The organism is Arthrobacter sp. PTI12 (genome assembly GCF_056679915.1).
The window spans coordinates 2,024,900-2,047,845 of the sequence record NZ_CM155256.1 but is presented as its reverse complement, the minus strand read 5'-3'; the positions used below and the strand labels follow the sequence as shown (position 1 = coordinate 2,047,845).

Below are 22,946 nucleotides of genomic sequence, written 5' to 3'. Positions count from 1 at the left end.
GTTGCGGCACAACGCCGGTCAAAGCGCCGGTCAGCGGCGGTGCGCAGTTCGTAGTTGGTGCAACGGTCGAACCTGCCGCCCCTCGAATTAGAAGTGTGTGATGCAGTACGGCTGACGGGAATGGGCGAACAACCGGTCCGCACTCTCCAGTACGTCGGCAGAGTTGGCCCTGATCCGGCCGGCACTTGCCAGCGTCGATGCGGTCACCCCACCGAGGTACAGCGATCCGAGCGCTGCGACATCCATGTCGAGGCCAACGGCGGCTTCAGCGCCAAGCCTCATCACGTCAGCCTTGCCGCCCCTCACTTCCAAGAGGAAAGCACCGTGCGCATGGCCCAACGGATCTTGCACGTGGAGCACCACCGAACCGTCGTGCTCATACGCCCTTGCTTCGAGGGCAGCCACCGGATCAAGGATGCGCAGCCACAGCACGTCTTCGTCGGACTTCAGTTCACGGCAGCGCCGGTCCGCCAGGGCCCACGGAAGCGGGTCGGAAACGGACGCCATAGTGAAGGTGACTCGCTCGATCAGGTCAAGGGACCCGAGATACCGCCACAGCTCAAGGTAGGCCGCCTCGGACACTGCTACCAGGTCCTTCACGCGCATGGTGTAGGGCGTTTTATCCCAGCCGGCGAACGAGTAGGAGACGAAAGCGTCCGGGCGGCCGTCGTCGTCGTAATGGACAGCGGTGCGCAACGCCTTGTCCGGCTGCGGACGCTCCTCGCCCCAGAGGCCGGACGACCGGCGGGCGTACGCGTACTGGCGGCCGATCGATCCGAGCGTTCGGGCGTGGAAGCCGGCAAATATCTCCTGCGTGAGGTGGACGGCGGCGTCCGCGTCCACAACCTCCATCCGGCCGTACGACGGGGACGTGACCGCAAACCGCTCACGGACGTCCACCTCTACCGAGGTCGTGTGGGTGGCCGTTCCGAAACCGAACCGGCCGTAAATTGTTGCTTCGGATGCGGTCAGCGCCGCAAGAGCATGCCCGCGGTCTGCCGCTCCCTGCAGGTCCTCGGTGATCATGCGGCGAAGGAGCCCCCGTCGCCGGTGGGTTGCCCGGACCGTGACGGCCGTAATCAGGTGCGCATCAAGGAATTTGCCGCCGCCCACATTGAGCGAGTTCACCATGGTGCCGTAGGTGGCCACCGGAATGCGCGGGTTCCAGGCGTGAGGGCCGGGGTTGTCGTCGTACGCACCCCAGAGGACTCGCCCGTCCGCCGCGTGCGCCTCGGCGAGTTTCGGCAGGTCCTCAGCCTCGAGCCGCCCCTCGTGGAAGCCGAAGCTCACACCCTCGAACCAGGCGGCAAGTGCGCCGTCAGGAGAGGTGTCGGTGTCCGCGTCCACGGAGAAGGTCTCGATACGGGGTACTGCGGAGTCGGTCTGCGTTTGCGTGCTCACGAGAATCCACCCTAACCGTCCGCGCCCTGACGAACCATGCCTGGCTAGCCCCTGCGCCTAATGGGCAGCTTCGTGCCAGCTCGTACCGGTGCCGACCGAGACGTCGAGCGGAACGGATAGGTCCGCCGCACCGGCCATTTCAGCACGGACCAGCTGCTCAACTTCATCCCGCTCGCCGGGAGCGATTTCGAGCACCAGTTCATCGTGTACCTGGAGCAGCATCCGGGAGGTGAGCCCCCGGGACCGCAGTTCATTCTCGACGCCGAGCATAGCCTTCTTGATGATGTCCGCTGCTGATCCCTGGATCGGTGCGTTCAATGCTGCGCGCTCTGCCATCTCCCGCAGCTGCCGGTTGTCGCTCGAAAGGTCCGGCAGATAGCGCCGCCTGCCCTCGATGGTGGAGGTGAAACCGTCCTTCCGCGCCTGCTCGACGATTCCGCGCAGGTAGTCCCTCACAGCCCCAAACCTATCGAAGTAGTCGCCCATCAAGGTGCGCGCCTCGTCCACAGAAATGGCCAGCTGCTTCGAGAGGCCGAAGGAGCTCAAGCCGTACACCAGCCCGTAGGACATGGCTTTGACCTTCGAGCGCATGGCGTTGGTGACGTCCTCCGGAGCCACGTGGAAGATGTGCGAACCGACGAAGCGGTGCAGGTCCTCCCCCTCGTTGAATGCCTCGATCAGGCCCTCATCACCGGAGAGGTGCGCCATGATCCGCATTTCGATCTGCGAATAATCGGCGGTCATCAGGGACTCGTAGCCCGGGCCCACCACGAACGCCTCCCGAATTCTCCGACCCTCATCGGAGCGGATCGGAATGTTCTGCAGGTTCGGATTCATGGAGGAAAGGCGCCCGGTGGCGGCGATCGTCTGAACGTACGTGGTGTGGATACGACCGTCGTCCGCCACCGATTTGCGTAGTCCCTCCACCGTCTGGCGGAGCTTCGAGGCGTCGCGGTGCGCGAGCAGCTGCTCCAGGAAAGGGTGTCCCGTCTTGACGATCAGATCCGTCAGGGCATCTGCGTCCGTGGAGTATCCGGTCTTGATCTTCTTCGTCTTCGGCAGCGCAAGCTCGTCGAACAGCACAGCCTGGAGCTGCTTGGGAGAACCGAGATTGATTTCCTTGCCGATGATTTTGAAGGCTTCGGCGCTGGTGTTCGCCATGGTTGCAGAGAAGTCGTCGTAAAGGCGGTCCAGTCCGTCCACCGCGACGCTGATTCCCGTGAGCTCCATCCGGGCCAGTACCTCGGACAGGGGCAGTTCCAGTCCCGCGAGCAATTGGTTGGCTCCGCGCTCCACCAGCTGGCCCGCGAAATGCCTGCTCAGCTCGAGAGCGGCGTAGGCAGCGGCAACGGCAGGAGTGGCGACGTCCTCTTCCTCAAGCGCCAGCGCCTGCTGACCGCCGGCGGCAGCTGCCGCCGTCGGGAGGGTGAGCTTCAGATGGACCTGGCTGAGGTCAGCGAGTTCGTAGCTTCGTCGGTCGGGCTGGATGAGGTATCCGGAAATCGCAGTGTCATCGACCTCACCCGCAAGGGTGAAACCGCGGGCATGGAGCAGCTTGTAAGCCGCTTTGAAATCATGGACCACCTTGGGTGCATCCAGGTCCTGGAGCCACTGCGCGATGACGTGCTCCGCGTCAGCACCCAGTTCCTCGAACGGAACGTACACGGCTGCCGACGCCGTCACGAGCGCCACCCCGATAGCTTCCTCTCCCCCGCTCGTGGACCGCGTGACAACCTGCACTGCCGCTGTTGCCTGATTGGTTCCGTTGAACCACCCGGTCAGTTCAGCGGCCGCTGTGATGATCTGGTGCTCCGGCGGTGCCATATCATCCCTGGCGATGTCCGGCTCTTCCTCTCCGAAGAGATCGAACAGACGCTTCCTGAGCACATTGAACTGCAGCGCGTCGAACAGATCCTCGACGGCATCACGGTCAGGCCGCTGAGCGGCCGTGGCCTGCAGATCGACAGGGAGTTCCAGATCTGTCAGGAGGCGGTTCAGACGCCGGTTGCGCTTGACGTTCTCGATGTTCTCGCGGAGCGCATCGCCTACCTTGCCTCCGATGGCGTCGAGGTTCTCGATGATGCCCTCGAGGCCGCCATACTTCAGGATCCACTTGGCGGCTGTCTTCGGGCCTACTCCCGGAACGCCGGGGAGGTTGTCCGCCGTCTCCCCCACGAGCGCAGCGAGATCCGAGTACAGGTGAGGGGGAACGAAGTACTTCTCCTCCACGGCCTTGGCATCCATCTGCGGGATGTTGGTAACGCCCTGCTTGGGGTACAGGACCGTGACGCGGTCATTCACCAGCTGGAAAACATCGCGGTCCCCGCTGACTACCTGAACATCCCAGCCCCGCTCGGCCGCGCCGACTGCCAGAGTGGCCAGGACGTCATCAGCCTCGAAGCCTTCCATGGAGAGCGTGGGAATGCGCATGGTCTCAAGCACTTTGATGATGAGGTCAATCTGGCCGTGGAACTCCTCCGGCGTCCGCGAACGTCCGCCCTTGTACTCGGAGTATTCGGTATCCCGAAAGGTTGGCGTGTCGAGGTCGAAGGCAACGGCTACGTGCGTGGGCTCCTGGTCGCGCAACAGATTGATCAGCATGGCAGTGAACCCGTACACCGCGTTGGTGTGCTGGCCGGTGTCCGTGGAAAAGTTCTCGGCAGGCAGCGCGTAGAACGCCCGGAAAGCCATGGAATGGCCGTCAACGACCAGCAGGCGGGATCGCTCCAGCGTATTGACGGCAGCCGGCGCGGCGCCGGTCCCGACATCTGGTTGCACGCTGCCCTGCACGCCGGTGCGCTCGTCAGTCTGGACGGTTTGGTTTGTTTGGCTCACAGGTGCCAGCCTAGTTCCCATGGATGACAAATTCACTCCGGACGCAGGACCCGAGCGCTCCCACCCGTTCCTCGAGGAACTTACTGCCGCCGGCGTGCCGACGCACATGCACGACTGGCTGCGGGGACATGGCATTGGCCGGCTCGCTGCCAAGATGGGCATTGTTTTCCAGGAGATGAGTGCGGAGCGGATGGTCGCCACCATGCCTGTCGAGGGAAATCAGCAGGTAGCGGGCATCCTGCATGGCGGGGCGCACCTCGTCCTGGCCGAAACGCTCGGCTCCTTCGCAGCAGGAATCCATGCCGGGCCAGACCGGCAGGCAGTCGGCATCGAAATCGGCGCCACGCACCACCGGTCCGCCTCTGCCGGGCTGGTCACCGGCACCGCCGTCGCCATCCACCTGGGACGCACCCTTGCTACGCATGAGGTGGTTATGACGGATGAGGAGGGGAAGCGGCTTTCCACTGCCCGTATCACCAATCTGATCAGGGACGTGCGCCAGCCAAACGGGTGAAGCGGCGCTCAGGCGTAGGCTGCGGACGCGGCGGTTCCGATGCCCAGCACCCCGAGGACGCCCCCGGATGAAATCTCCAGATTCCGGGTGACGCGCGGCCGGTTCAGCCAGGCGTTTGCCTTGGCCGCAACGAGGCACAGACCTGCCAGATAGACCAGCACGATGAGTCCGAGGGTTGCCCCAAGCAGCATGGTGACAGCGAAGACTGAACCGTCCTTGGGGAGGAACTGCGGCACCACGGCGAGGAAGAACAGTCCCACCTTCGGATTCAGCATTGTGGAGGTCAGCCCGGCTGCACACGAACTCCAGGCCCGCGCACCTGCCATCTCCGCGCCGTCCGGAACGACAGCCGAAGATTTCTTCCCGTCTCCCCGGATGGCTTTGATTCCCAGATAAACAAGGTAGATGCCGCCGAGCACTTTCAGCCCCCGAAACGCGACCGCTGACTGTTCGATGAGGGCCGCAAGACCGACGGCGACCAAACCGGCCCAGGCAAGGTAGCCGACGGCGGAGCCGAAGGAAGCGGCGACACCGGAGGACAGCTTCCGGAGACTGAAGCGAAGAATGAGGAAGCTATCAGGGCCGGGCGTCACAGCCAGCACCACGCACAATCCGCAAAACGCCAGGTAGGAGGACATCGACATGTCTCCATTAGAAAGCATGTGGCGCCGTGATACCGCAATGAGTCGGAAGAACGACATTTTTAACCCGGCGGTGCCCGAAGTGGGACTCGAACCCACACACCTTTCGATACTGCATTTTGAGTGCAGCGCGTCTGCCAATTCCGCCATTCGGGCCGTTCAATGCACCCAACGTGAGTTCCATGACTCATGAACCCCCGGGTGCGCGAATCTACTCTACATGCCGATAGGCTGTTCCAGTGAACCGGTGCACCGTGCCTTTTCGGCTGCGCTGCTGCACTCGGAAAACGCAGAATCATTGAACGCATACCTAGGAGCCACCAGTGTCTCAAAACCGCGACTCAGCTAACTCGAGCCCGGCGCGGCGCGTGATTGTCGCTGAGGACGAAACCCTCATACGCCTCGACATCGTGGAGATCCTGCGCGGCGAGGGCTATGACGTTGTCGCCGAGGCGGATAACGGCGAGAAGGCCGTTGAGCTGGCCAAGGAACATAAGCCGGACCTTGTGCTGATGGATGTGAAGATGCCGGTCATGGACGGAATCACCGCCGCTGAGCAGATCGTGAAGGCCCGCATAGCGCCGGTAGTCCTTCTGACTGCCTTCAGCCAGAAGGAGCTCGTGGAGCGCGCCCGTGACGCCGGCGCAATGGCCTACGTGGTCAAGCCCTTCACGCCTGCTGATCTGGTTCCTGCTATCGAAATCGCTCTCTCCCGCCACGAGGAAATCAAGGCCCTGGAGAACGAGGTCTCCGACCTCCAGGAGCAGTTCGCCACGCGCAAGCTTGTCGAGCGCGCAAAGAGCCTGCTCACCACGAAGATGGGGCTTACCGAGCCTGAGGCCTTCCGCTGGATCCAGAAGACGTCCATGGACCGCCGTCTGAGCATGCGTGAAGTTGCAGAAACCATCATCAACCAGGTCAATTAGGCTCTCCACAACGCAGAGAAGGGACCTTGCCGCTGAGGCAAGGTCCCTTCTTCAGTCTGTGCCGGATTCAGTTCCTGGGCAGAGAGTTACTTGTGCTTGTTCTTGACCGGCCAGGGACCGACCTTCTCCTTGCTGGGCGAGTAGTGGTCAGGCAATTGTCCAGCGTCCGCGATGTCGCCGACCTTGTGAACCTTGATGGAGTTCGTTGAGCCGGACTGGCCGGGAGGCGACCCGGCAGCGATGACCACGAGGTCATTCAGGTCCACCAGCTTCTGCTCGAAAAGCACCCGGTCCACCTGGGCGGTCATCTGGTCGGTGTGTTCCGCGTACTCAACGAGCATCGGCTGCACACCCCAGATCAGCGACATCGTGTTGAGAGTTGACTGCGACGGAGTGAAGGCGAAGACAGGCTTCGTCGGGCGAAGGCGGGACAGGCGGCGTGCGGAGTCGCCTGACTGGGTGAAGGTACAGATGTACTTCGCATCCAGCTGGTCGGCGATTTCCACGGCTGCGCGCGTAATGGCGCCACCGCGGGTCTTGGGCTTGCTGCCCAGCGGGGGTACGCGGTCAAGTCCATGCTTCTCGGTGGACTCGATGATGTCCGCCATGGTGCGCACCGTCTCGATCGGGTACTTTCCAACGCTGGTCTCTCCGGACAGCATGACCGCGTCAGCGCCGTCGAGCACTGCATTGGCGCAGTCCGAAGCTTCGGCGCGGGTAGGACGGGGATTGTCGATCATTGACTCGAGCACCTGGGTGGCGACGATGACCGGCTTGGCCCAGCGGCGGGCGAGCTCAACGGCTCGCTTCTGCACAATGGGGACGTCCTGAAGCGGCAGCTCCACACCGAGATCGCCTCGCGCCACCATGATGGCGTCGAAGGCATCGATGATCTCTTCTATCGCGTCGACAGCCTGCGGCTTCTCGATTTTGGCGATGACCGGAACGCGCCGGCCCTCCTCATCCATGATCTCGTGGACGCGGTCGACGTCGGCTGCATTCCGTACGAAGGACAGCGCCACCATGTCGACGCCACGCTGGATCGCCCAACGGAGGTCTTCCTCGTCCTTGTCGCTCAACGCCGGAACATTGACTGCCACACCGGGCAGGTTGATGCCCTTGTTGTTGGAGACTGCGCCGCCCACGGTGACCTCGGCGGTTACCTTGGTGTCGTCGACCGCAACGGCGACCATCGCTACCTTGCCGTCGTCGATCAGCAGGGTGTCGCCGACGTTGACGTCCTGCGGCAGTCCCTTGTGGGTGGTCGAGCAGATCTCGGCGGTGCCCTCGACGTCCTCGGTGGTGATGGTGAACGTGTCACCCGGAAGCAGCACGTGGGGTCCGTCAACGAAGCGGCCCAGCCGGATCTTAGGGCCCTGCAGATCCGCGAAAATTCCAACGGGGCGGCCGAGTTCCTCAGCCGCCTTCCGTACAAATTCGTAGGTCTGGTTGTGCACGGTGTGGTCACCGTGACTCATGTTCATACGGGCGACATCCACCCCGGCCTCAAGTACTGCGAGGGTGTTCTCATAGCTCGCGATTGCCGGGCCGAAGGTGGCCACTATCTTTGCGCGTCTCATAAACCTTGCCTGTCGTGTCGTGTTCGTGGATTGCTGTGCGCTCTAGGCGTCCTGGGAACTACAGGACGTTGAGCGCGCGGTCTGTCGGTGCTACCGGCGCGGGCAGCTTGGTCTGGCCCATCAGCCACTGATCAACCGCAGCCGCGCACGCACGCCCCTCAGCGATAGCCCAGACGATGAGGGATTGTCCGCGTCCCGCATCGCCTGCAACGAAGATTCCAGGCGTGTTGGTCATGTAGTACCCATCGCGCTCAACGTTACCGCGCCCGTCAAAAGCCGCGTCGAGCTGGTCAGCGATTCCGGCAGGTTCCGGGCCCGTGAACCCCAGTGCGAGGAACACCAGGTCCGCGGGGATATCCCGCTCGCTTCCGGGCTTCGGGAGCCTCTTCCCGTTGCTGAATTCGGTTTCGGCGACACGCACGGCGGTGAGCTTGCCGTTCTCACCGACAAATTCGACCGTTGACGCCAGATAGGTACGCTCACCGCCCTCCTCGTGCGCGCTTGCTACCTCGAACAACGTGGGGAAAGTAGGCCAGGGCTGGTTGGCCATGCGCTCAATCGGCGGCTGCTGCCCGATTGCCAGAGTGGTGACCGAGGCTGCCTTATGCCGGTGAGCGGTGCCGATGCAGTCGGCGCCGGTGTCACCGCCGCCGAGAATGACGACGTGCTTGCCCTCGGCATGAATCTGGTCCTCGATTTCCTCCCCCGCGACAACCCGGTTCGATTCAACGAGGTACTCCATGGCGAAATGCACGCCGTCAAGATCGCGGCCGGGAATCGGCAGATCGCGCGGTACCGTTGCACCGGTTGAGATTACGACGGCGTCATAGCGGCGGCGCAGCTGGTCCCAACTGATGTCACGGCCTACCTCGACACCCGCCCGGAAGCGCGTCCCCTCGGCCTTCATCTGGTCAAGTCGCCGGTCGAGCTGGATCTTCTCCATCTTGAAGTCCGGGATCCCGTAGCGCAGGAGACCGCCGATGCGATCATCGCGCTCGTAGACCGCGACTGTGTGCCCCGCCCGGGTGAGCTGCTGCGCTGCGGCAAGGCCCGCCGGGCCCGAGCCGACGACGGCGATGGTCTTGCCCGTCAGCCGCTCCGGCGGGTGGGGGTGGACCCAATCGTTGTCGAACGCCTCGTCGATGATCGAAACCTCGACCTGCTTGATCGTGACCGGAGGCTGGTTGATCCCGAGAACGCAGGACGCCTCACAGGGAGCGGGGCACAGCCGTCCGGTGAACTCCGGGAAATTGTTGGTGGCGTGCAACCGGTCGATTGCCTCGCGGCCCTTGTCCCGCCACATCAGGTCATTCCACTCCGGAATGAGGTTCCCCAGCGGGCAGCCCTGGTGACAGAACGGGATGCCGCAGTCCATGCACCGGCCGGCCTGGCTCTTCAGCACACCCTTTTCCTGGGCCTCATACACTTCCTTCCAGTCCATGATCCGGACCGGAACGGGCCTGCGCGGCTGCGTCTGCCGCTCGCGTACCTTCATGAATCCGCGTGGGTCAGCCACCGGTAACCTCCAAAATTCTGTTCCAGACCTCTTCCCCGTCGGGGTCGAGCCCCTCTTCGATGGCAGCGGCGCGGGCGTCGAGGACACGTGCGAAGTCACGCGGCAGCACCTTGGTCAGGCGGGGCACGGTGCTCTCGAAATCCTCAAGCAGCTTCGCTGCGAGAGGCGACCCGGTCTCCTCCTGGTGACGGAGCAGCAACTGGCGGACAATCTCGATATCCTCGGCGTCCAGTTCCTCCAGCTTCAGTTCGCCGCTGTTCAGCGCCTGCACATTCAGGCGGGATTCATCGAGGTCGAGGACGTAGGCGGTGCCTCCGGACATACCGGCGCCGAAGTTCCGCCCGGTGCGCCCAAGGATCAGTGTCTGCCCACCGGTCATGTACTCGCATCCGTGGTCGCCGATTCCCTCGACAACGGCTGTGGCGCCGGAGTTGCGCACCAGGAAACGCTCCCCCACCTGGCCGCGGAGGAAGATCTCGCCGCTTGTCGCGCCGTAGCCGATGACGTTCCCTGCAATAACATTGCGTTCCGCCGCAAAGACGTTCGCGCGATCCGGACGCACAATGATGCGCCCGCCGGACAGGCCCTTGCCGACGTAGTCATTCGAGTCGCCCAGCAGCCGCAAGGTGATGCCGGCCGGAAGGAAGGCTCCAAGTGACTGGCCCGCCTGGCCGGTCAGCGTGACATCGATGGTGTCCGTTGCGAGGGTCTCCGTACCGAACCGGCGGGTGACCTCGTAGCCCAGCATGGTGCCGACCGAGCGGTCGGTGTTGACAACGTCGAGTGTGATGCGCACCGGCGCGCGGTGGTTCAGCGCGTCGCTGCTCATATCAATCAGCTTGTTGTCGAAGTGCTGGTCCAGCTCGTGGTTCTGCACGATCAGATTCCGGCGCGGTGCATCCTCACCGAATTCGTTTCCGCGCAGGATGGGATCGAGATCCAGCCCGTCGGCCTTCCAGTGCCGAACGGCACGCTGAACGTCAAGCACTTCATTGTGGCCGATCGCCTCAGCCACCGTCCTGAAACCGAGTTCGGCGAGCAGTTCGCGGACTTCCTCGGCGATGAACTCGAAGAAGTTCACCACGAACTCCGGCTTGCCGGTGAAGCGGCTTCGCAGTTCCGGATTCTGCGTTGCCACGCCTACCGGGCAGGTGTCCAGATGGCACACGCGCATCATGATGCAGCCCGAAACCACGAGCGGTGCGGTTGCGAAACCGAACTCCTCGCCGCCGAGCAACGCTGCGATCAGGACGTCACGACCGGTCTTGAGCTGCCCGTCAACCTGGACCACCACGCGCTCGCGCAGGCCGTTGAGCATCAGCGTCTGCTGAGTCTCAGCCACGCCGAGCTCCCAGGGGACGCCCGCATGCTTCAGCGAGTTGAGCGGGCTGGCACCCGTTCCGCCATCATGCCCGGAAATGAGTACGACGTCGGCCTTCGCCTTTGTGACGCCGGCAGCCACTGTGCCGATCCCGACCTCTGAAACCAGCTTCACGTGGACCCGCGCTGAGGTGTTGGCGCGCTTCAGGTCATAGATCAGCTGCGCGAGATCCTCGATCGAGTAGATGTCGTGATGCGGGGGCGGTGAGATCAACGCGACCCCGGGTGTGGAGTGCCTCGTCCGGGCAACCCACGGATAGACCTTCTGGCTCATCAGCTGGCCGCCCTCGCCGGGCTTGGCTCCCTGCGCCATCTTGATCTGGATGTCGTCGGCGTTGGTCAGGTAGAGGCTGGTGACGCCGAACCGTCCCGATGCAACCTGCTTGATCGCCGAGCGACGCTCAGGATCCAGCAGCCGCTCCACGTCCTCGCCGCCTTCACCGGTGTTGGACTTTGCGCCCAGGCGGTTCATGGCGATGGCAAGCGTCTCGTGGGCCTCCTGGGAGATGGACCCGTAGCTCATGGCGCCGGTGGAGAAACGCTTGACGATGCTCGATACCGGCTCTACTTCATCGAGCGGTACCGGCGGCCGCAGCCCTTCTTTGAAACCGAGCAGGCCGCGCAGGGTCATCAGCTCGCGGGACTGGTCGTCAACACCCTTGGTGTACGACTTGAAAATGTCGTAGCGGCGTTCACGCGTGGCGTGCTGCAGTCGGAACACCGTTTCGGGATTGAACAGGTGCGGCGGGCCTTCCCGGCGCCACTGGTATTCGCCGCCACTGTCCAGGCTGCGGTACGGGTCTTCGATCCCGTCCTGCGGGTACGCGAACTCGTGACGCGCCGCTGCCTCGGCAGCAACCACGTCCAGCCCGACGCCGCCCAACTGCGTCTGCGTGCCGTGGAAGTATTCGTCCACCAACTCCTGCGCGAGCCCGAGGGCTTCGAAGGTCTGCGCGCCGCAGTAGGAGCTGACGGTGGAGATACCCATCTTGGACATGATCTTCAGCACGCCCTTGCCGAGGCCCTTGATCAGGTTCGCGACAGCCTGCTCCGCGGTGACGCCGGTGATGTCCCCATTGCGGACGAGTTCCTCGCAGCTTTCCATGGCGAGGTAGGGGTTGATGGCGGACGCACCGTAACCGATGAGCACCGCAACATGGTGCACTTCCCGAACGTCGCCGGCTTCGACTACCAGGGACGTCTTGGTCCGCGTGGCGCTCTTCAGCAGGTGGTGGTGAACGGCGCTGGTCAGCAGCAGCGACGGGATCGGAGCCCACTGCGCGTTGGAGTCGCGGTCCGAGAGCACCACATATTGGATGCCGCGGTTGATTGCGCTGGAAACCTGCTCACAGATTTCCGCAAGCCGGGCGCGCAGGGATGCTTCGCCGCCGTCGACCCTGTACAGACCGCGCACGCGGACCGTGAGGCGGTCGCCGTCGTCGGATTCAAGGTTGGCGATCTTCGCCAGCTCATCATTGTTGATGACCGGAAAGGTCAGCGCGATCTGTTTGGAGCGCACCTGCCTGGCGGAGAGCAGGTTTCCGTCCGGCCCGATGGTCACGCCCATTGAGGTGACCAGTTCCTCGCGGATCGCATCCAGCGGCGGGTTGGTGACCTGCGCGAAGGACTGCACAAAGTAGTCGAACAGAAGGCGCGGCCGCTTGGACAGGACAGCGATCGGCGTGTCCGAACCCATTGCGCCCAGCGGCTCCGCACCAGCCTTCGCCATGGGTCCGAGCAGGATGCGCAGTTCCTCCTGCGTGTAGCCGAAGGTACGCTGCCGGCGGTTGATCGAAGCCTTGGTGTGTACAACGTGCTCGCGCTCAGGCAGGTCCTTCAGGTCGATCAGGTTTTCCTTCACCCACTCGCCCCACGGGTTGGCCGCTGCGACCTCGGCTTTGACCTCCTGGTCCTCAATGATGCGGCCGTCCTCCGTGTCAACGAGGAACATCTTGCCGGGTGATACGCGCCCCTTGCGCACGATCTTGGAGGGTTTGACGTCGATGACGCCGACTTCGGAGGCAAGGACGACAAGACCGTCTTCCATCACCCAATACCGGGCGGGGCGAAGGCCGTTGCGGTCCAGCACCGCCCCGACAAGCCGTCCGTCCGTGAAGGAAACCGCTGCCGGGCCGTCCCAGGGCTCCATGAGCATCGAGTGGTACTGGTAGAAGGCGCGCCGGGCCGGGTCCATGGACGTGTGGTTTTCCCACGCCTCCGGAATCATCATCATGATTGCGTGCGTGATGGGGCGTCCGGCCAGGGTCAGCAGTTCCGCTACCTCATCGAAGGACGCGGAGTCTGAGGCGCCCGGGGTGCAAATGGGGAACAGTTCCTCGGGCGAATCGCCCAACAGGGGGTTGGCAAGCTGCGATTGCCGCGCACGCATCCAGTTCCGGTTGCCCTTGACGGTGTTGATTTCCCCGTTGTGCGCAATGGCGCGGAAGGGCTGCGCCAGCGGCCACGAAGGAAAGGTGTTCGTAGAAAAGCGCGAGTGGACAATGCCGAGCTTGGTTTTGAAGCGCGGGTCTGACAGGTCCGGGTAGAAAGGCTCGAGTTGCGCCGTGGTCAGCATTCCCTTGTAGACCATGGTCCTGGACGACAGCGAGGGAAAATACACGCCGTACTTGTTCTGGGCGCGCTTGCGCAGACGGAAGGCCCTGGCATCAAGATCCTGGGCTGTGCCGGCAACGGGTGCGATGAACAACTGCACGAAGTGCGGCATGCAGGCCCTGGCCATGGATCCGACGAGGTCAACGGTGATGGGAACCTCTCGCCAACCGAGAACCAAAAGGCCTTCGGACTCGGCAAGGCTCTCGATCCCGGCACGGGCAGTTGCCTCTTCGCCGGCCTCGGCTGGAAGGAAGGCGGTGCCGACGGCGTAGGTACCGGCGGCGGGAAGCTCGAAGTCAACGACCGCGCGGAAGAATTCGTCAGGAACCTGGGTGAGGAGGCCCGCGCCGTCGCCCGTTCCCTCGTCAGCCCCTACGGCGCCGCGATGTTCGAGGTTGCGCAGGGCGGTGAGCGCTGCATCAACGATGTCGTGGCCCGGCTCCCCGCGGAGCGTGGCAATGACGGCCAGACCGCAGGCGTCCTTCTCGTTTTCCGGGTTGTAAAGTCCGGATGCGTTCGGGTATGACGCGAACCGCGTGAACGGCGATTCGCTGTGGGTCGCCTTCGGAGGCAAACCAGTGATGGGTGCAGTCATAGATAGAGTCCTTCCCCCATGATGGAGCGTCGGGAGGGGACAGCTTCGGCCCCGGGCGTGCCTTCCCCTGCAGGGAAGCGCTTCATTTCCTTGTGCACATTGTAGAACCGGCACGCCTCACGCCGGCAGAGATTGCGGGCATGAATTGACGGCGGTACGGCCTGGTCAAGCGCGGTACGGGGCGGAAGCCTGTGAGCCAGCTGGTATACCGAGCAGAGCCACGACGCTGTGACAGTGTCTTGAGCTAGGGCGGTGGCCCAGCTGGACGCTAGTTTCGGGGATCTGATTCCCGGGGTTCCTCGGGGGCAAGTCCAGCGGAGGCAGGCGTACCCGAGGCGTCTTTTGTTTCTGGAAGATTAGCACGCCCCGGCTCTGTCCCAGCCGATGTGTCCGAACTCTGGACGTCTGTGCCCGATCCGTTATCTGCCGCTGCGTGCACGGTTTCGTCGTTGTCCGTGCCGACTGGAGCGCGTCCGGGCAGGTAGACGGAGTGCTCGGTTACGCCCCGCTGCTTCACTGACAGGTACGCGAAAATGGCGAGCGAGACGACCAGCACGAGTACGCTCGTCCACACGTTCAGACGCTGGGTCACCCCGAGAATGGTGATCATTTCGGCGTCGTCGATCCGCAGGGCTTCAATCCAGACCCGGCCCGCCGTGTAGTAGGCGGCGTACAGCCAGAACATGAGCCCGCCGCGCAGCTTGAATTTGCGGTCCAGGAGCAGCAGGAGTGCAACGCCTGCCAGGTTCCAGAGCGATTCATACAGGAAGGTGGGGTGGAACAGCGTTCCCGGATCCGCACCCGCGGGGAAGTTGGGGTTGTCGGCGTCGATCTCGAGTCCCCACGGCAGATCGGTTGGCGCACCGAACAGTTCCTGGTTGAACCAGTTACCCCAACGGCCGATTGCCTGCGCGAGCAGGACTCCGGGCGCAGCAGCGTCCGCAAAGGCGGCGAGTCTGACGCCGGCGCGGCGGCAGCCTATCCAGGCCCCGACCGCTCCGAGGGCAACGGCACCCCAGATTCCCAGGCCGCCTTCCCAGATCCGGGGTATGCGCGAGAGATCTCCGTCAGGCCCGAAATACGCGTCCGGTGAGGAAAAGACGTGGTAGAGGCGCCCGCCGATCAGCCCGAAAGGAACAGCCCAGATGGCAACATCCCAGACGACGTCGGGGTTGCCGCCGTAGCGCTTCCAACGCGCCGAGGTGAGGAGCAGCGCAACGATGATGCCGGTGAGGATGCAGAGCGCGTACGCATGGATAGTGGCTGGACCGATCGAGAAGCTGGCCCATTCTGCGGGCGGGCTGGGGATGCTGGCGGGGATCATGGTCAGCCCTTTCCGGTTCCGGTGCTCAGGTCTTTCGCCAGTGCGGCCACGGCGGGAACGCCGCCATCACGCAGGGCTGCAACGAGGGCGGTGCCGACAATCACCCCGTCCGCATAAGCCCCGATCTCCCGGACATGTTCAGCAGTGGACACTCCGAGTCCCACACAGGCCCGCTCAGCACCGGCTTGGTGGGCCGCTGCAACAACCTCGCGCGCAGCCGAGCTGACCGAGGAACGGGCGCCTGTAATGCCCATGATGGACACGGCGTAGACAAATCCCCGCGTTGAATCGACCGTGGACTGCATGCGTTCAGGAGAGCTTGAGGGAGCGACCAGGAACACGCGGTCGAGCCCGAACTCTTCCGAGACAGCCATCCACTCGGCTGCCTCGTCCGGAACGAGGTCAGGCGTGATGAGTCCGGCTCCTCCGGCTGCGGCCAGGCGGCCGGCGAACTCACGGACTCCCATGCGCATGACGGGGTTCCAGTAGGTCATCACGAGGACTGCCGCATCTGTTCGTCTGGTGATTCCCTCGACAACGTCGAAGATCTGACGCACGGTGAAGCCGTTCTGCAGCGCCTCGACAGTCGCCTGCTGAATGACTGCACCGTCCATCACGGGGTCCGAGTAGGGAATCCCGATCTCGATCAGGTCCACGCCGTTTTCCGCGAGTGCGACTGCGGCGTCAATTGTGGTCTGCACGTCGGGGAACCCGGCCGGAAGGTAGCCGATGAGGGCTGTGCGTCCCTCAGCACGGGCACGCTCGATTGCGGCGGCTGACTTGCTCATGGTTCCGGTGCTCACAGTTGTTCGCCTTCCGCGCCGATCTCGGCTTCCGCGCTGTCCTCGGGCAACAGGTCAAACCATTCCGCGGCTGTGGCCACATCCTTGTCGCCACGGCCGGAGAGGTTCACGATAATAATCTTCTCCCGCGGATCCCCACCCTCCGCAGCCAGGCGCCGGCCCACTTTCAGTGTCCCCGCGAGCGCATGCGCAGACTCGATGGCGGGGATGATGCCCTCGGTGCGGCACAGCAGGCGGAAGGCTTCCATGGCTTCAGCGTCTGTGATCGGTTCATAACTGGCTCTGCCGATGTCTGCAAGGAACGCGTGCTCCGGGCCGACTCCCGGGTAGTCCAGGCCGGCGGAGATGGAGTGCGACTCGACGGTTTGCCCATCATCATCCTGCATCAGGTACGAGCGCGCACCATGAAGCACGCCCGGCCGTCCGAGCGTGATCGTGGCAGCATGGCGTCCGGTGTCAACGCCGTCCCCGCCTGCCTCGAATCCGTAGAGGGCAACTTCGCGATCATCGAGGAAGCCGTGGAAAATTCCGATGGCATTGGAGCCGCCGCCGATGCAGGCACAGACGGCATCCGGCAGGCGGCCCGCGAGATCGAGGATCTGCTCGCGTGCTTCTTCTCCGATAACCTCATGGAAATAGCGCACCATTGCCGGGAAGGGGTGGGCGCCGGCAGCAGTTCCGAGGAGGTAGTGCGTAGTCTGAACGTTGGCCACCCAGTCACGCAGTGCGTCGTTGATGGCGTCTTTCAGCGTCTGCGAGCCGTTGGTGACGGGAATGACTTCCGCTCCCAGAAGCTGCATGCGTGCGACGTTGAGCGCCTGCCTCCGGCAGTCCTCCGCACCCATATAGACAACACATTCGAGGCCGAGCAGGGCGGCGGCGGTGGCGCTGGCCACTCCATGCTGGCCGGCACCCGTTTCAGCGATGACGCGGGTCTTTCCCATCCGCTTGGCCAGCAGGGCCTGACCCAACACGTTGTTGATCTTGTGCGATCCGGTGTGGTTGAGGTCCTCACGCTTGAGGAATACCCGTACGCCGCCCGCGTGCTCTGCAAAACGGTGCGCTTCCGTCAGCAGGGACGGCCTGCCGGAGTAGGACCGGTTGAGTTCGGCTATCTGGGCCAGGAAGTCCGGATCAGCTTTGGCCTTGTCGAAGGTCTCTTCCAGTTCATCCAGGGCGGCGATCAGCGACTCGGGCATCCAGCGCCCGCCGTACGCGCCGAAGTACGGGCCCTGCGCATGGCGCAGCGATCCCCCGGCGAGAAACGCGTCTGCAGCGCCGTCAGTTGCAGCCTGCGGTGGTGGGGTTTCAGTCATGAACCTGTCGTCCTGTCGTGATGGGGTGCGGCCGTCCGCGCTGGCGGGAACTGCCTCAGTGATGCAAATCTCAGCGGCGTAATGCCGCGCCTGCGCGGGTGAACTCGCCAACCGTGGCCTCCGGGTTGGAGTGGCTGACCAGCGCCTCGCCGACGAGCACTGCACGCGCGCCCTGCGCTACATAGCTTTCGACGTCGGAGATGTCCCGGACGCCTGATTCGGCAACTACAACCGCACCGGAAGGAATGAGCCCGGCAAGTACCGGGAAGACGGAGCGGTCAATATCCAGCGTCTTCAGGTTGCGCACATTCACGCCGATGATGCGGGCACCAACGGCCACCGCGCGTTGCACTTCCTCAGCGGTATGCGTTTCGACGAGAGCGTGCATGCCTAGCTCTTCGGTGAGTTCGAGGAAGGAGGCGAGTGTGGCGTCGTCGAGCGCAGCAACGATCAGCAGGATCAGATCCGCGCCATGCGCGCGTGCTTCCCAGATCTGGTACTCGTCCACCGTGAAATCCTTGCGCAGGATCGGCAGGTTCACGGCTGCACGGACGGCGTCGAGATCTGCCAGCGATCCGCCGAAGCGCCGCTCCTCGGTCAGGACACTGATCACCGATGCGCCGCCCCGCTCATAGGCGGCAGCAAGCTCAGCTGGATCCTGGATTGCTGACAGTTCGCCTTTGGACGGACTCTTCCGCTTCACCTCGGCGATGACGCTGACACCCTCGGCCTGCGCGGCCAACGCGGCATACGCGTTCCGGGGCGCAGGTGCCTGCTCGGCGAGGATACGAACCTCTTCAAGCGGAAGAAGCATCTTGCGTGCATCGAGATCCTCCCGGACCCCGAGGATGATGTCGTCGAGAACGCTCACTTAGTGCCCGGTGTTCTTGAGCCTGTGGCCGCCGACCCCGAACCCTGCCTTCTTGAGGATGATTCCGAGCGCGAGGCCGATCACCATAATGAGGATGCCGATCCAGAACAGGATGGTTCCGGCATCCAGGTTGCCCTCGGTGCTTGCGAAGATGTAGGCGAACGCGGACAGTGCCGCGCCGGCAAGCATCACGAAGACACAGGTCCACGCCGCCGGGCTGTTGCCGTGTCCGATGGTCTCATCGTGGACGGAGGAATGCTCAGCCATCGGGGTTTGGTTGGAACGGGTCTCGGGCGCGGTCTTAGCCATGGCGTGTCTCCTTGTGCTGTGGTCTGTGTCCATTCTGCCATTGATTCAGCAGGCCGTTGATTCAGCACGGCACTGATTCAGAGCCGCGCTGAATCCTCAAGGGCACTCAGCCTGTCGGATCCTCACCCCGGCTGAGGCTGTCCCAGCTGTCTATCTCGTCAGCATTGGTGTCCGCCTTCGCCTGCGGGTTCCGGGTGGGCGAGGAATCCTGCCGGTTTTCGTAGCGACGGGCCGTTCGCCAGCCGCGGCCGGCGATGAGCAGCCAGACAGCACAGAGCACCAGCAACAGCCCCGCCACGGCGGCCAGCCACGGCATGGCGGTGGCCGTGACGGAGGCGCCGTCCTGGCTGGTGACGCCGAGAGATTCTCCGATTGCCGGTGCCGCGGCGCTTCCTGGATCGGTGGCGACAGCCAAACTGCTGAGGGCAATGCCGGCACCGGCAACGGTCAGAATCCCTGCGATGATCCACCGCGCGATCCGGCCGGCGATCGATGCTGCCAGCGCCGCGGCCAGACCCACCAGTGCGAATGCGGTCACAGCTGTGGCTGCATCTGAGCCTGCCACTTCAATGGAAGGGGTTTGCACCCCGGATTGCGGCAGGGCCACCGACAGCCAGGTCTGGGTGGTACTGCCGAAGGCGGCCAGTGCCGAGGCGACCGTCGCGAGGACGAGAAAGCCCCTGCGACGCAGGGCGGGTGTGCGGGAGACGGCAGGAGCACCTGACTGGGAGGACGGGCTCACGGAGTGCCCGCCCCCGTACCGGTTACCGGATGAAGGCTCGAGGCGATCAGCGCGGCGCGCAGCGGAGCTGCGGCCTTGTTAACCGTTTCCTGTGCCTCGGCCTCAAGGCTGGAATCGGCAACAATCCCACCGCCGGCCTGAACATAGGCGCGGTTGTCGCGCAGCAGTGCTGAGCGGATGGCGATGGCCATGTCCATGTCACCGGCGAAATCGAAGTAGCCCACAACTCCCCCATAGATGCCCCGCTTGTGCGGTTCAAGTTCATCAAGCAGCCGGAGCGCGCGCGGTTTGGGCGCTCCGGACAGGGTCCCGGCTGGAAAAGTCGCTGCGAGCACGTCATAGGCGGACCGCTCCGGGGCCAGTTCCCCGACGACGGTGGACACCAGATGCATGATGTGGCTGAACCGCTCCACCTCCATGAACTGAGTGACGTCCACTGTTCCCGGCCGGCATACCTTCGAGATGTCATTGCGTGCCAGGTCCACCAGCATGAGATGTTCCGCACGCTCCTTCTCATCAGCGAGGAGTTCCTCCGCGAGGGCACGGTCCTGTTCGGCTGTCCTACCGCGCGGCCGGGACCCGGCGATGGGGTGGGTGATGACTTCCGAGCCGTTGACGGTGACGAGCGCTTCGGGTGAAGAACCGACGATTGAATACGGCCGTCCAGCCGGATCCTCAAGGCTGAACAGGTACATATACGGGCTGGGGTTGGTGGTCCGCAGCACCCGATAGACATCCAGCGCTGATGCATCGCAGTCCAGTTCAAACCGGCGCGAGATGACAACCTGGAATACCTCGCCGTCCACGATGGCTTCCTTGCCGCGCTCGATCGCCGCCAGGTACCGGTCGCGATCCCAGCGTTCACGCACGCGGGACATCAGCGCTGCGCTGTCGGTTGCGCCGCCGGCCAGGACTGACACCGGCTGATCCGATGCGGAGGCGAGTCGCTGCAGCATGCCGCGGAGGCGTGCAACGGCGTCGTGCCAGGCTTCGTCAACGCGGTCCGGGGAATTGTCATAGTTGATGGCATTGGCCACCAGCGTCACCTTGCCGCCTGCATTGTCGTGAATGGCCATGTCGGTGACGAGGTTCATGGCCAGTTCGGGCAGATCGAGGTCGTCTTCGGGCGGAGAGGTGAGCCGTTCCCAGTGACGGACCGATTCCCAGCCGATGAAGCCGACCATGCCGGAGGTGAAGGGCGGAAGTCCGTCGAAGCGTGCGGTCTGGAGTTCCTCGACGGTGCGGCGGAGTGCCTCGACCGGGTTGCCATCCACAGGAACTCCCGCGGGGGGCTCGCCAAGCCAGCAGGCCTCACCGTCCCTGGTGGTGAGAGTTGCCCGCGAGTTCACGCCGATGAACGAGTACCGGGACCACACTCCGCCCTCGGCAGCGGATTCCATCAGGAACGTACCGGGGTGCCCGTCTGCCAGTTTGCGGTAGATCCCGATCGGCGTGTGCGCGTCGTCAAGCACCATCAGGCGGACAGGAATCACCCGCCGGTCCCGGGCAAGGGCGCGGAACTCCTCCAGGCCTGGGCTGATTACTCCGAGCTCGTCCATGACATGCGCTTCCTGAATCTCGCGTCCATCCGCAACGGCGGGCGGACTGTTGGTCTCCTGATGCAAACGGTATGGCTCACGCGGAGCCGACGACGGCGGCAAGCTCCCTACCGTCGAAACAGGTCCGCGTGCCGGTATGGCATGCTGCGCCGACCTGGTGCACCCGCACCAGCAGGGCATCGCCGTCGCAGTCCAGCGAAACCGACTTCACATACTGGACGTGGCCGGAAGTGTCGCCCTTGCGCCAGTATTCCTGCCGCGACCGCGAGTAGAAGGTGACGCGGCCGCTGGTCAGGGTTCGCCGCAGCGCTTCTTCATCCATCCAGCCCAGCATCAGGACATCCCCGGTGTCGTGTTCCTGGACGATGGCCGCAACGAGACCGGAGGCGTCTTTCTTGAGTGCGTGGGCCACCGCGGGATCGAGCCCGGGTGTTTCACCGGCGACGGAAGGAGGATCGGGTTCGGGGTGTTGTGACATCGCAACTGATTCTAGTCGTGTCGCAGGGGACGAGCGCCCACCGGCGGGCATGGGGAGCGTCCATCATGCTATTTTCAACAGTGATGCATTTCGTTGATCCTTCCCGTGAAGTCCTCGCCGAAACCCTCCTCGCGGCCGGGCCTCACTCCCCCACGCTCTGCGACGGGTGGCAAACGAAGGAACTCGCCGCCCACCTGTATCTGCGCGGGCACAGACCCAGCGTCGGCATCGGGGCCCTCATCAAGCCGCTGTCCGTTGTTTCGGAAAAGGCCACCCGCACACTAGCGGCGAAATCCGCCTCAACGCCGGCTTACGAAGCCCTTGTCAACGACTTCCGCAAGGGGCATCCGTTTCACTCACCCATGCGAGTGCGGTCGATTGACACCAGCACCAACCTGATCGAGTACTTCGTGCATACCGAGGACGTCCGGCGGGCAACCAGTAGGTGGGCGCCGCGCGCGCTGGACGAGGAGTACTCGAACGCGCTGTGGGACGAGCTGATCAAGCGCGCCGCGATCCTGTACCGCGGCGTGGATCTTGGCATTGTGCTGGTCCGGCCGGACGGTCCCAGGCATGTAGCGAAACGAGCCCCCGTCTCGGTGGCCATTGTGGGCGAACCCGGGGAACTGCTCATGCATGCTCACGGCCGCACACGCCATGCACTGGTCACTTTCGAAGGACAACCTGACGCCGTGGCGCTCCTTGAGAGCGCCGAGGTTGGGCTCTAGGGAGGCCAGGCTCTGGCCAACCCCCGGGGTTAGGTTCTAACGAACCGGAAAGCCTGCGTCCCGGATAGCCCGCTTCACCTCGGCTATCGCGTCAACTGGACCGAAGTGGAACACCGATGCCGCCAATACCGCATCGGCGCCCGCTGCAACGGCCGGTGGAAAATGATCCGGCCTACCCGCTCCCCCGGAGGCGATCAGAGGCACCTTCACTGCCGCCCGCACAGCCCGGATCATCTCAAGATCGAAGCCTTCGCGGGTGCCGTCAGCATCGATGGAGTTCAGTAGGATCTCGCCGACGCCGCGCTCAGCTGCTTCCCGTGCCCAGGCGACCGCGTCGATCCCGGTCCCCTTGCGGCCGCCGTGCGTGGTCACTTCGAAGCCTGAGCGAGCCGCCGGATTGTCCGTCCGGCGCGCATCCAGGCTGAGTACCAGGACCTGCGAGCCGAAATGGGACGTGATCTCATCGATGACCTGTGGGCGGGCGACCGCTGCGGTATTGATGGATGCTTTGTCGGCGCCCGCGCGCAGCAGCCGGTCGACGTCGGAAATCTCCCGGACGCCGCCGCCCACCGTCAGTGGGATGAACACTTCCTCAGCAGTCTTTGCAACCACGTCGAAAGTGGTGGCGCGGTTGCCGGAGGACGCGGTGACGTCAAGGAATGTCAGTTCGTCGGCTCCCGCGCGGTCATAACGGTGTGCCAGTTCCACCGGATCCCCGGCGTCGCGGAGATCTTCGAAATTGATTCCCTTGACCACGCGTCCGGCGTCGACATCAAGGCAGGGTATGACGCGGATGGCCACGCTCATGAATGGTC

General features: G+C 63.9%; 18 protein-coding genes and 1 tRNA gene. 3 read left to right on the top strand and 16 right to left on the bottom strand.

What is annotated here, in order from left to right; genetic code table 11:
- Positions 1-87: 87 nt before the first annotated feature.
- Together AC1MBU_RS09845 and polA are read right to left on the bottom strand one after the other, a co-directional pair.
- Positions 88-1,401, bottom strand: a complete 1,314-nt coding sequence (locus AC1MBU_RS09845) for a GNAT family N-acetyltransferase (protein WP_471673492.1) — start codon at positions 1,399-1,401, stop codon at positions 88-90.
- Positions 1,402-1,458: 57 nt separating this feature from the next.
- Positions 1,459-4,092 carry a DNA polymerase I gene (polA, locus tag AC1MBU_RS09840; protein WP_479789760.1) on the bottom strand — a complete coding sequence of 878 codons (2,634 nt, stop codon included), beginning with the start codon at positions 4,090-4,092 and terminating at the stop codon, positions 1,459-1,461.
- Positions 4,093-4,255: 163 nt separating this feature from the next.
- On the opposite strand from polA, the gene AC1MBU_RS09835 reads away from it, so the two are divergent.
- On the top strand, positions 4,256-4,750 hold the full coding sequence (locus tag AC1MBU_RS09835; RefSeq protein WP_056547511.1) for a PaaI family thioesterase: 495 nt from the start codon (positions 4,256-4,258) through the stop codon (positions 4,748-4,750).
- Between the two features lie 8 nt (positions 4,751-4,758).
- Here AC1MBU_RS09835 and AC1MBU_RS09830 read toward each other — a convergent pair whose 3' ends face one another.
- Both AC1MBU_RS09830 and AC1MBU_RS09825 read right to left on the bottom strand, forming a co-directional pair.
- Complete coding sequence (locus AC1MBU_RS09830) at positions 4,759-5,394, bottom strand: LysE family translocator (RefSeq protein ID WP_346028300.1); 636 nt, start codon at positions 5,392-5,394, stop codon at positions 4,759-4,761.
- Between the two features lie 71 nt (positions 5,395-5,465).
- A tRNA-Leu gene (locus tag AC1MBU_RS09825) sits at positions 5,466-5,547 on the bottom strand.
- A 167-nt stretch (positions 5,548-5,714) separates the two neighbouring features.
- On the opposite strand from AC1MBU_RS09825, the gene AC1MBU_RS09820 reads away from it, so the two are divergent.
- Complete coding sequence (locus AC1MBU_RS09820; protein WP_056547505.1) at positions 5,715-6,317, top strand: ANTAR domain-containing response regulator; 603 nt, start codon at positions 5,715-5,717, stop codon at positions 6,315-6,317.
- Between the two features lie 86 nt (positions 6,318-6,403).
- Here AC1MBU_RS09820 and pyk read toward each other — a convergent pair whose 3' ends face one another.
- From pyk to hisI, 11 genes are all read right to left on the bottom strand, one after another.
- Positions 6,404-7,897 (bottom strand): pyruvate kinase, encoded by a 1,494-nt coding sequence (pyk, locus tag AC1MBU_RS09815; protein WP_277357205.1) that lies wholly within the window; start codon positions 7,895-7,897, stop codon positions 6,404-6,406.
- Between the two features lie 58 nt (positions 7,898-7,955).
- Positions 7,956-9,413, bottom strand: a complete 1,458-nt coding sequence (locus AC1MBU_RS09810; protein WP_277357206.1) for a glutamate synthase subunit beta — start codon at positions 9,411-9,413, stop codon at positions 7,956-7,958.
- A complete protein-coding gene (gene gltB, locus AC1MBU_RS09805) occupies positions 9,406-14,001 on the bottom strand; it encodes a glutamate synthase large subunit (RefSeq protein ID WP_479787114.1) in 4,596 nt (1,531 codons plus the stop codon). Before gltB ends, AC1MBU_RS09810 begins: the two co-directional genes overlap by 8 nt.
- Before the next feature lie 268 nt (positions 14,002-14,269).
- Positions 14,270-15,325 (bottom strand): prolipoprotein diacylglyceryl transferase, encoded by a 1,056-nt coding sequence (lgt, locus tag AC1MBU_RS09800; RefSeq protein ID WP_277357208.1) that lies wholly within the window; start codon positions 15,323-15,325, stop codon positions 14,270-14,272.
- A gap of 2 nt (positions 15,326-15,327) precedes the next feature.
- Positions 15,328-16,113, bottom strand: coding sequence for a tryptophan synthase subunit alpha (gene trpA, locus AC1MBU_RS09795; protein WP_277357232.1), 786 nt, complete (start codon positions 16,111-16,113; stop codon positions 15,328-15,330).
- Between the two features lie 11 nt (positions 16,114-16,124).
- Positions 16,125-17,444 carry a tryptophan synthase subunit beta gene (gene trpB / locus AC1MBU_RS09790; protein ID WP_479787109.1) on the bottom strand — a complete coding sequence of 440 codons (1,320 nt, stop codon included), beginning with the start codon at positions 17,442-17,444 and terminating at the stop codon, positions 16,125-16,127.
- A gap of 70 nt (positions 17,445-17,514) precedes the next feature.
- On the bottom strand, positions 17,515-18,315 hold the full coding sequence (gene trpC, locus AC1MBU_RS09785; protein ID WP_479787107.1) for an indole-3-glycerol phosphate synthase TrpC: 801 nt from the start codon (positions 18,313-18,315) through the stop codon (positions 17,515-17,517).
- Complete coding sequence (locus tag AC1MBU_RS09780; RefSeq protein WP_056547493.1) at positions 18,316-18,624, bottom strand: HGxxPAAW family protein; 309 nt, start codon at positions 18,622-18,624, stop codon at positions 18,316-18,318.
- 106 nt (positions 18,625-18,730) lie between these two features.
- The gene (locus AC1MBU_RS09775; RefSeq protein ID WP_346028305.1) at positions 18,731-19,366 is read right to left on the bottom strand and encodes a Trp biosynthesis-associated membrane protein; all 636 of its coding nucleotides are present in this window, start codon (positions 19,364-19,366) and stop codon (positions 18,731-18,733) included.
- Entirely contained in the window at positions 19,363-20,925 is a 1,563-nt protein-coding gene (locus tag AC1MBU_RS09770) for an anthranilate synthase component I (RefSeq protein WP_346028421.1), read from the bottom strand. The genes AC1MBU_RS09775 and AC1MBU_RS09770 overlap by 4 nt, the downstream gene beginning before the upstream one ends.
- A 76-nt stretch (positions 20,926-21,001) precedes the next feature.
- Positions 21,002-21,403 (bottom strand): phosphoribosyl-AMP cyclohydrolase, encoded by a 402-nt coding sequence (gene hisI, locus AC1MBU_RS09765; RefSeq protein WP_346028306.1) that lies wholly within the window; start codon positions 21,401-21,403, stop codon positions 21,002-21,004.
- Positions 21,404-21,486: 83 nt separating this feature from the next.
- On the opposite strand from hisI, the gene AC1MBU_RS09760 reads away from it, so the two are divergent.
- The gene (locus tag AC1MBU_RS09760) at positions 21,487-22,131 is read left to right on the top strand and encodes a TIGR03085 family metal-binding protein (protein ID WP_277357233.1); all 645 of its coding nucleotides are present in this window, start codon (positions 21,487-21,489) and stop codon (positions 22,129-22,131) included.
- A gap of 36 nt (positions 22,132-22,167) precedes the next feature.
- Here AC1MBU_RS09760 and hisF read toward each other — a convergent pair whose 3' ends face one another.
- The gene (gene hisF, locus AC1MBU_RS09755; RefSeq protein WP_479787104.1) at positions 22,168-22,938 is read right to left on the bottom strand and encodes an imidazole glycerol phosphate synthase subunit HisF; all 771 of its coding nucleotides are present in this window, start codon (positions 22,936-22,938) and stop codon (positions 22,168-22,170) included.
- Positions 22,939-22,946: the final 8 nt, after the last annotated feature.

Excerpts from the sequence above, each read along its gene's own strand:
- AC1MBU_RS09770 (WP_346028421.1), bottom strand. The coding sequence starts at position 20,925 with ATGGACGAGCTCGGAGTAATCAGCCCAGGCCTGGAGGAGTTCCGCGCC.
- trpA (WP_277357232.1), bottom strand. The coding sequence starts at position 16,113 with ATGAGCAAGTCAGCCGCCGCAATCGAGCGTGCCCGTGCTGAGGGACGC.
- AC1MBU_RS09830 (WP_346028300.1), bottom strand. The coding sequence starts at position 5,394 with ATGTCGATGTCCTCCTACCTGGCGTTTTGCGGATTGTGCGTGGTGCTG.
- lgt (WP_277357208.1), bottom strand. The coding sequence starts at position 15,325 with ATGATCCCCGCCAGCATCCCCAGCCCGCCCGCAGAATGGGCCAGCTTC.
- trpB (WP_479787109.1), bottom strand. The coding sequence starts at position 17,444 with ATGACTGAAACCCCACCACCGCAGGCTGCAACTGACGGCGCTGCAGAC.
- polA (WP_479789760.1), bottom strand. The coding sequence starts at position 4,092 with ATGGCTTTCCGGGCGTTCTACGCGCTGCCTGCCGAGAACTTTTCCACG.
- gltB (WP_479787114.1), bottom strand. The coding sequence starts at position 14,001 with ATGACTGCACCCATCACTGGTTTGCCTCCGAAGGCGACCCACAGCGAA.
- hisF (WP_479787104.1), bottom strand. The coding sequence starts at position 22,938 with ATGAGCGTGGCCATCCGCGTCATACCCTGCCTTGATGTCGACGCCGGA.
- hisI (WP_346028306.1), bottom strand. The coding sequence starts at position 21,403 with ATGTCACAACACCCCGAACCCGATCCTCCTTCCGTCGCCGGTGAAACA.
- AC1MBU_RS09760 (WP_277357233.1), top strand. The coding sequence starts at position 21,487 with ATGCATTTCGTTGATCCTTCCCGTGAAGTCCTCGCCGAAACCCTCCTC.
- AC1MBU_RS09835 (WP_056547511.1), top strand. The coding sequence starts at position 4,256 with ATGGATGACAAATTCACTCCGGACGCAGGACCCGAGCGCTCCCACCCG.
- AC1MBU_RS09780 (WP_056547493.1), bottom strand. The coding sequence starts at position 18,624 with ATGGCTAAGACCGCGCCCGAGACCCGTTCCAACCAAACCCCGATGGCT.
- pyk (WP_277357205.1), bottom strand. The coding sequence starts at position 7,897 with ATGAGACGCGCAAAGATAGTGGCCACCTTCGGCCCGGCAATCGCGAGC.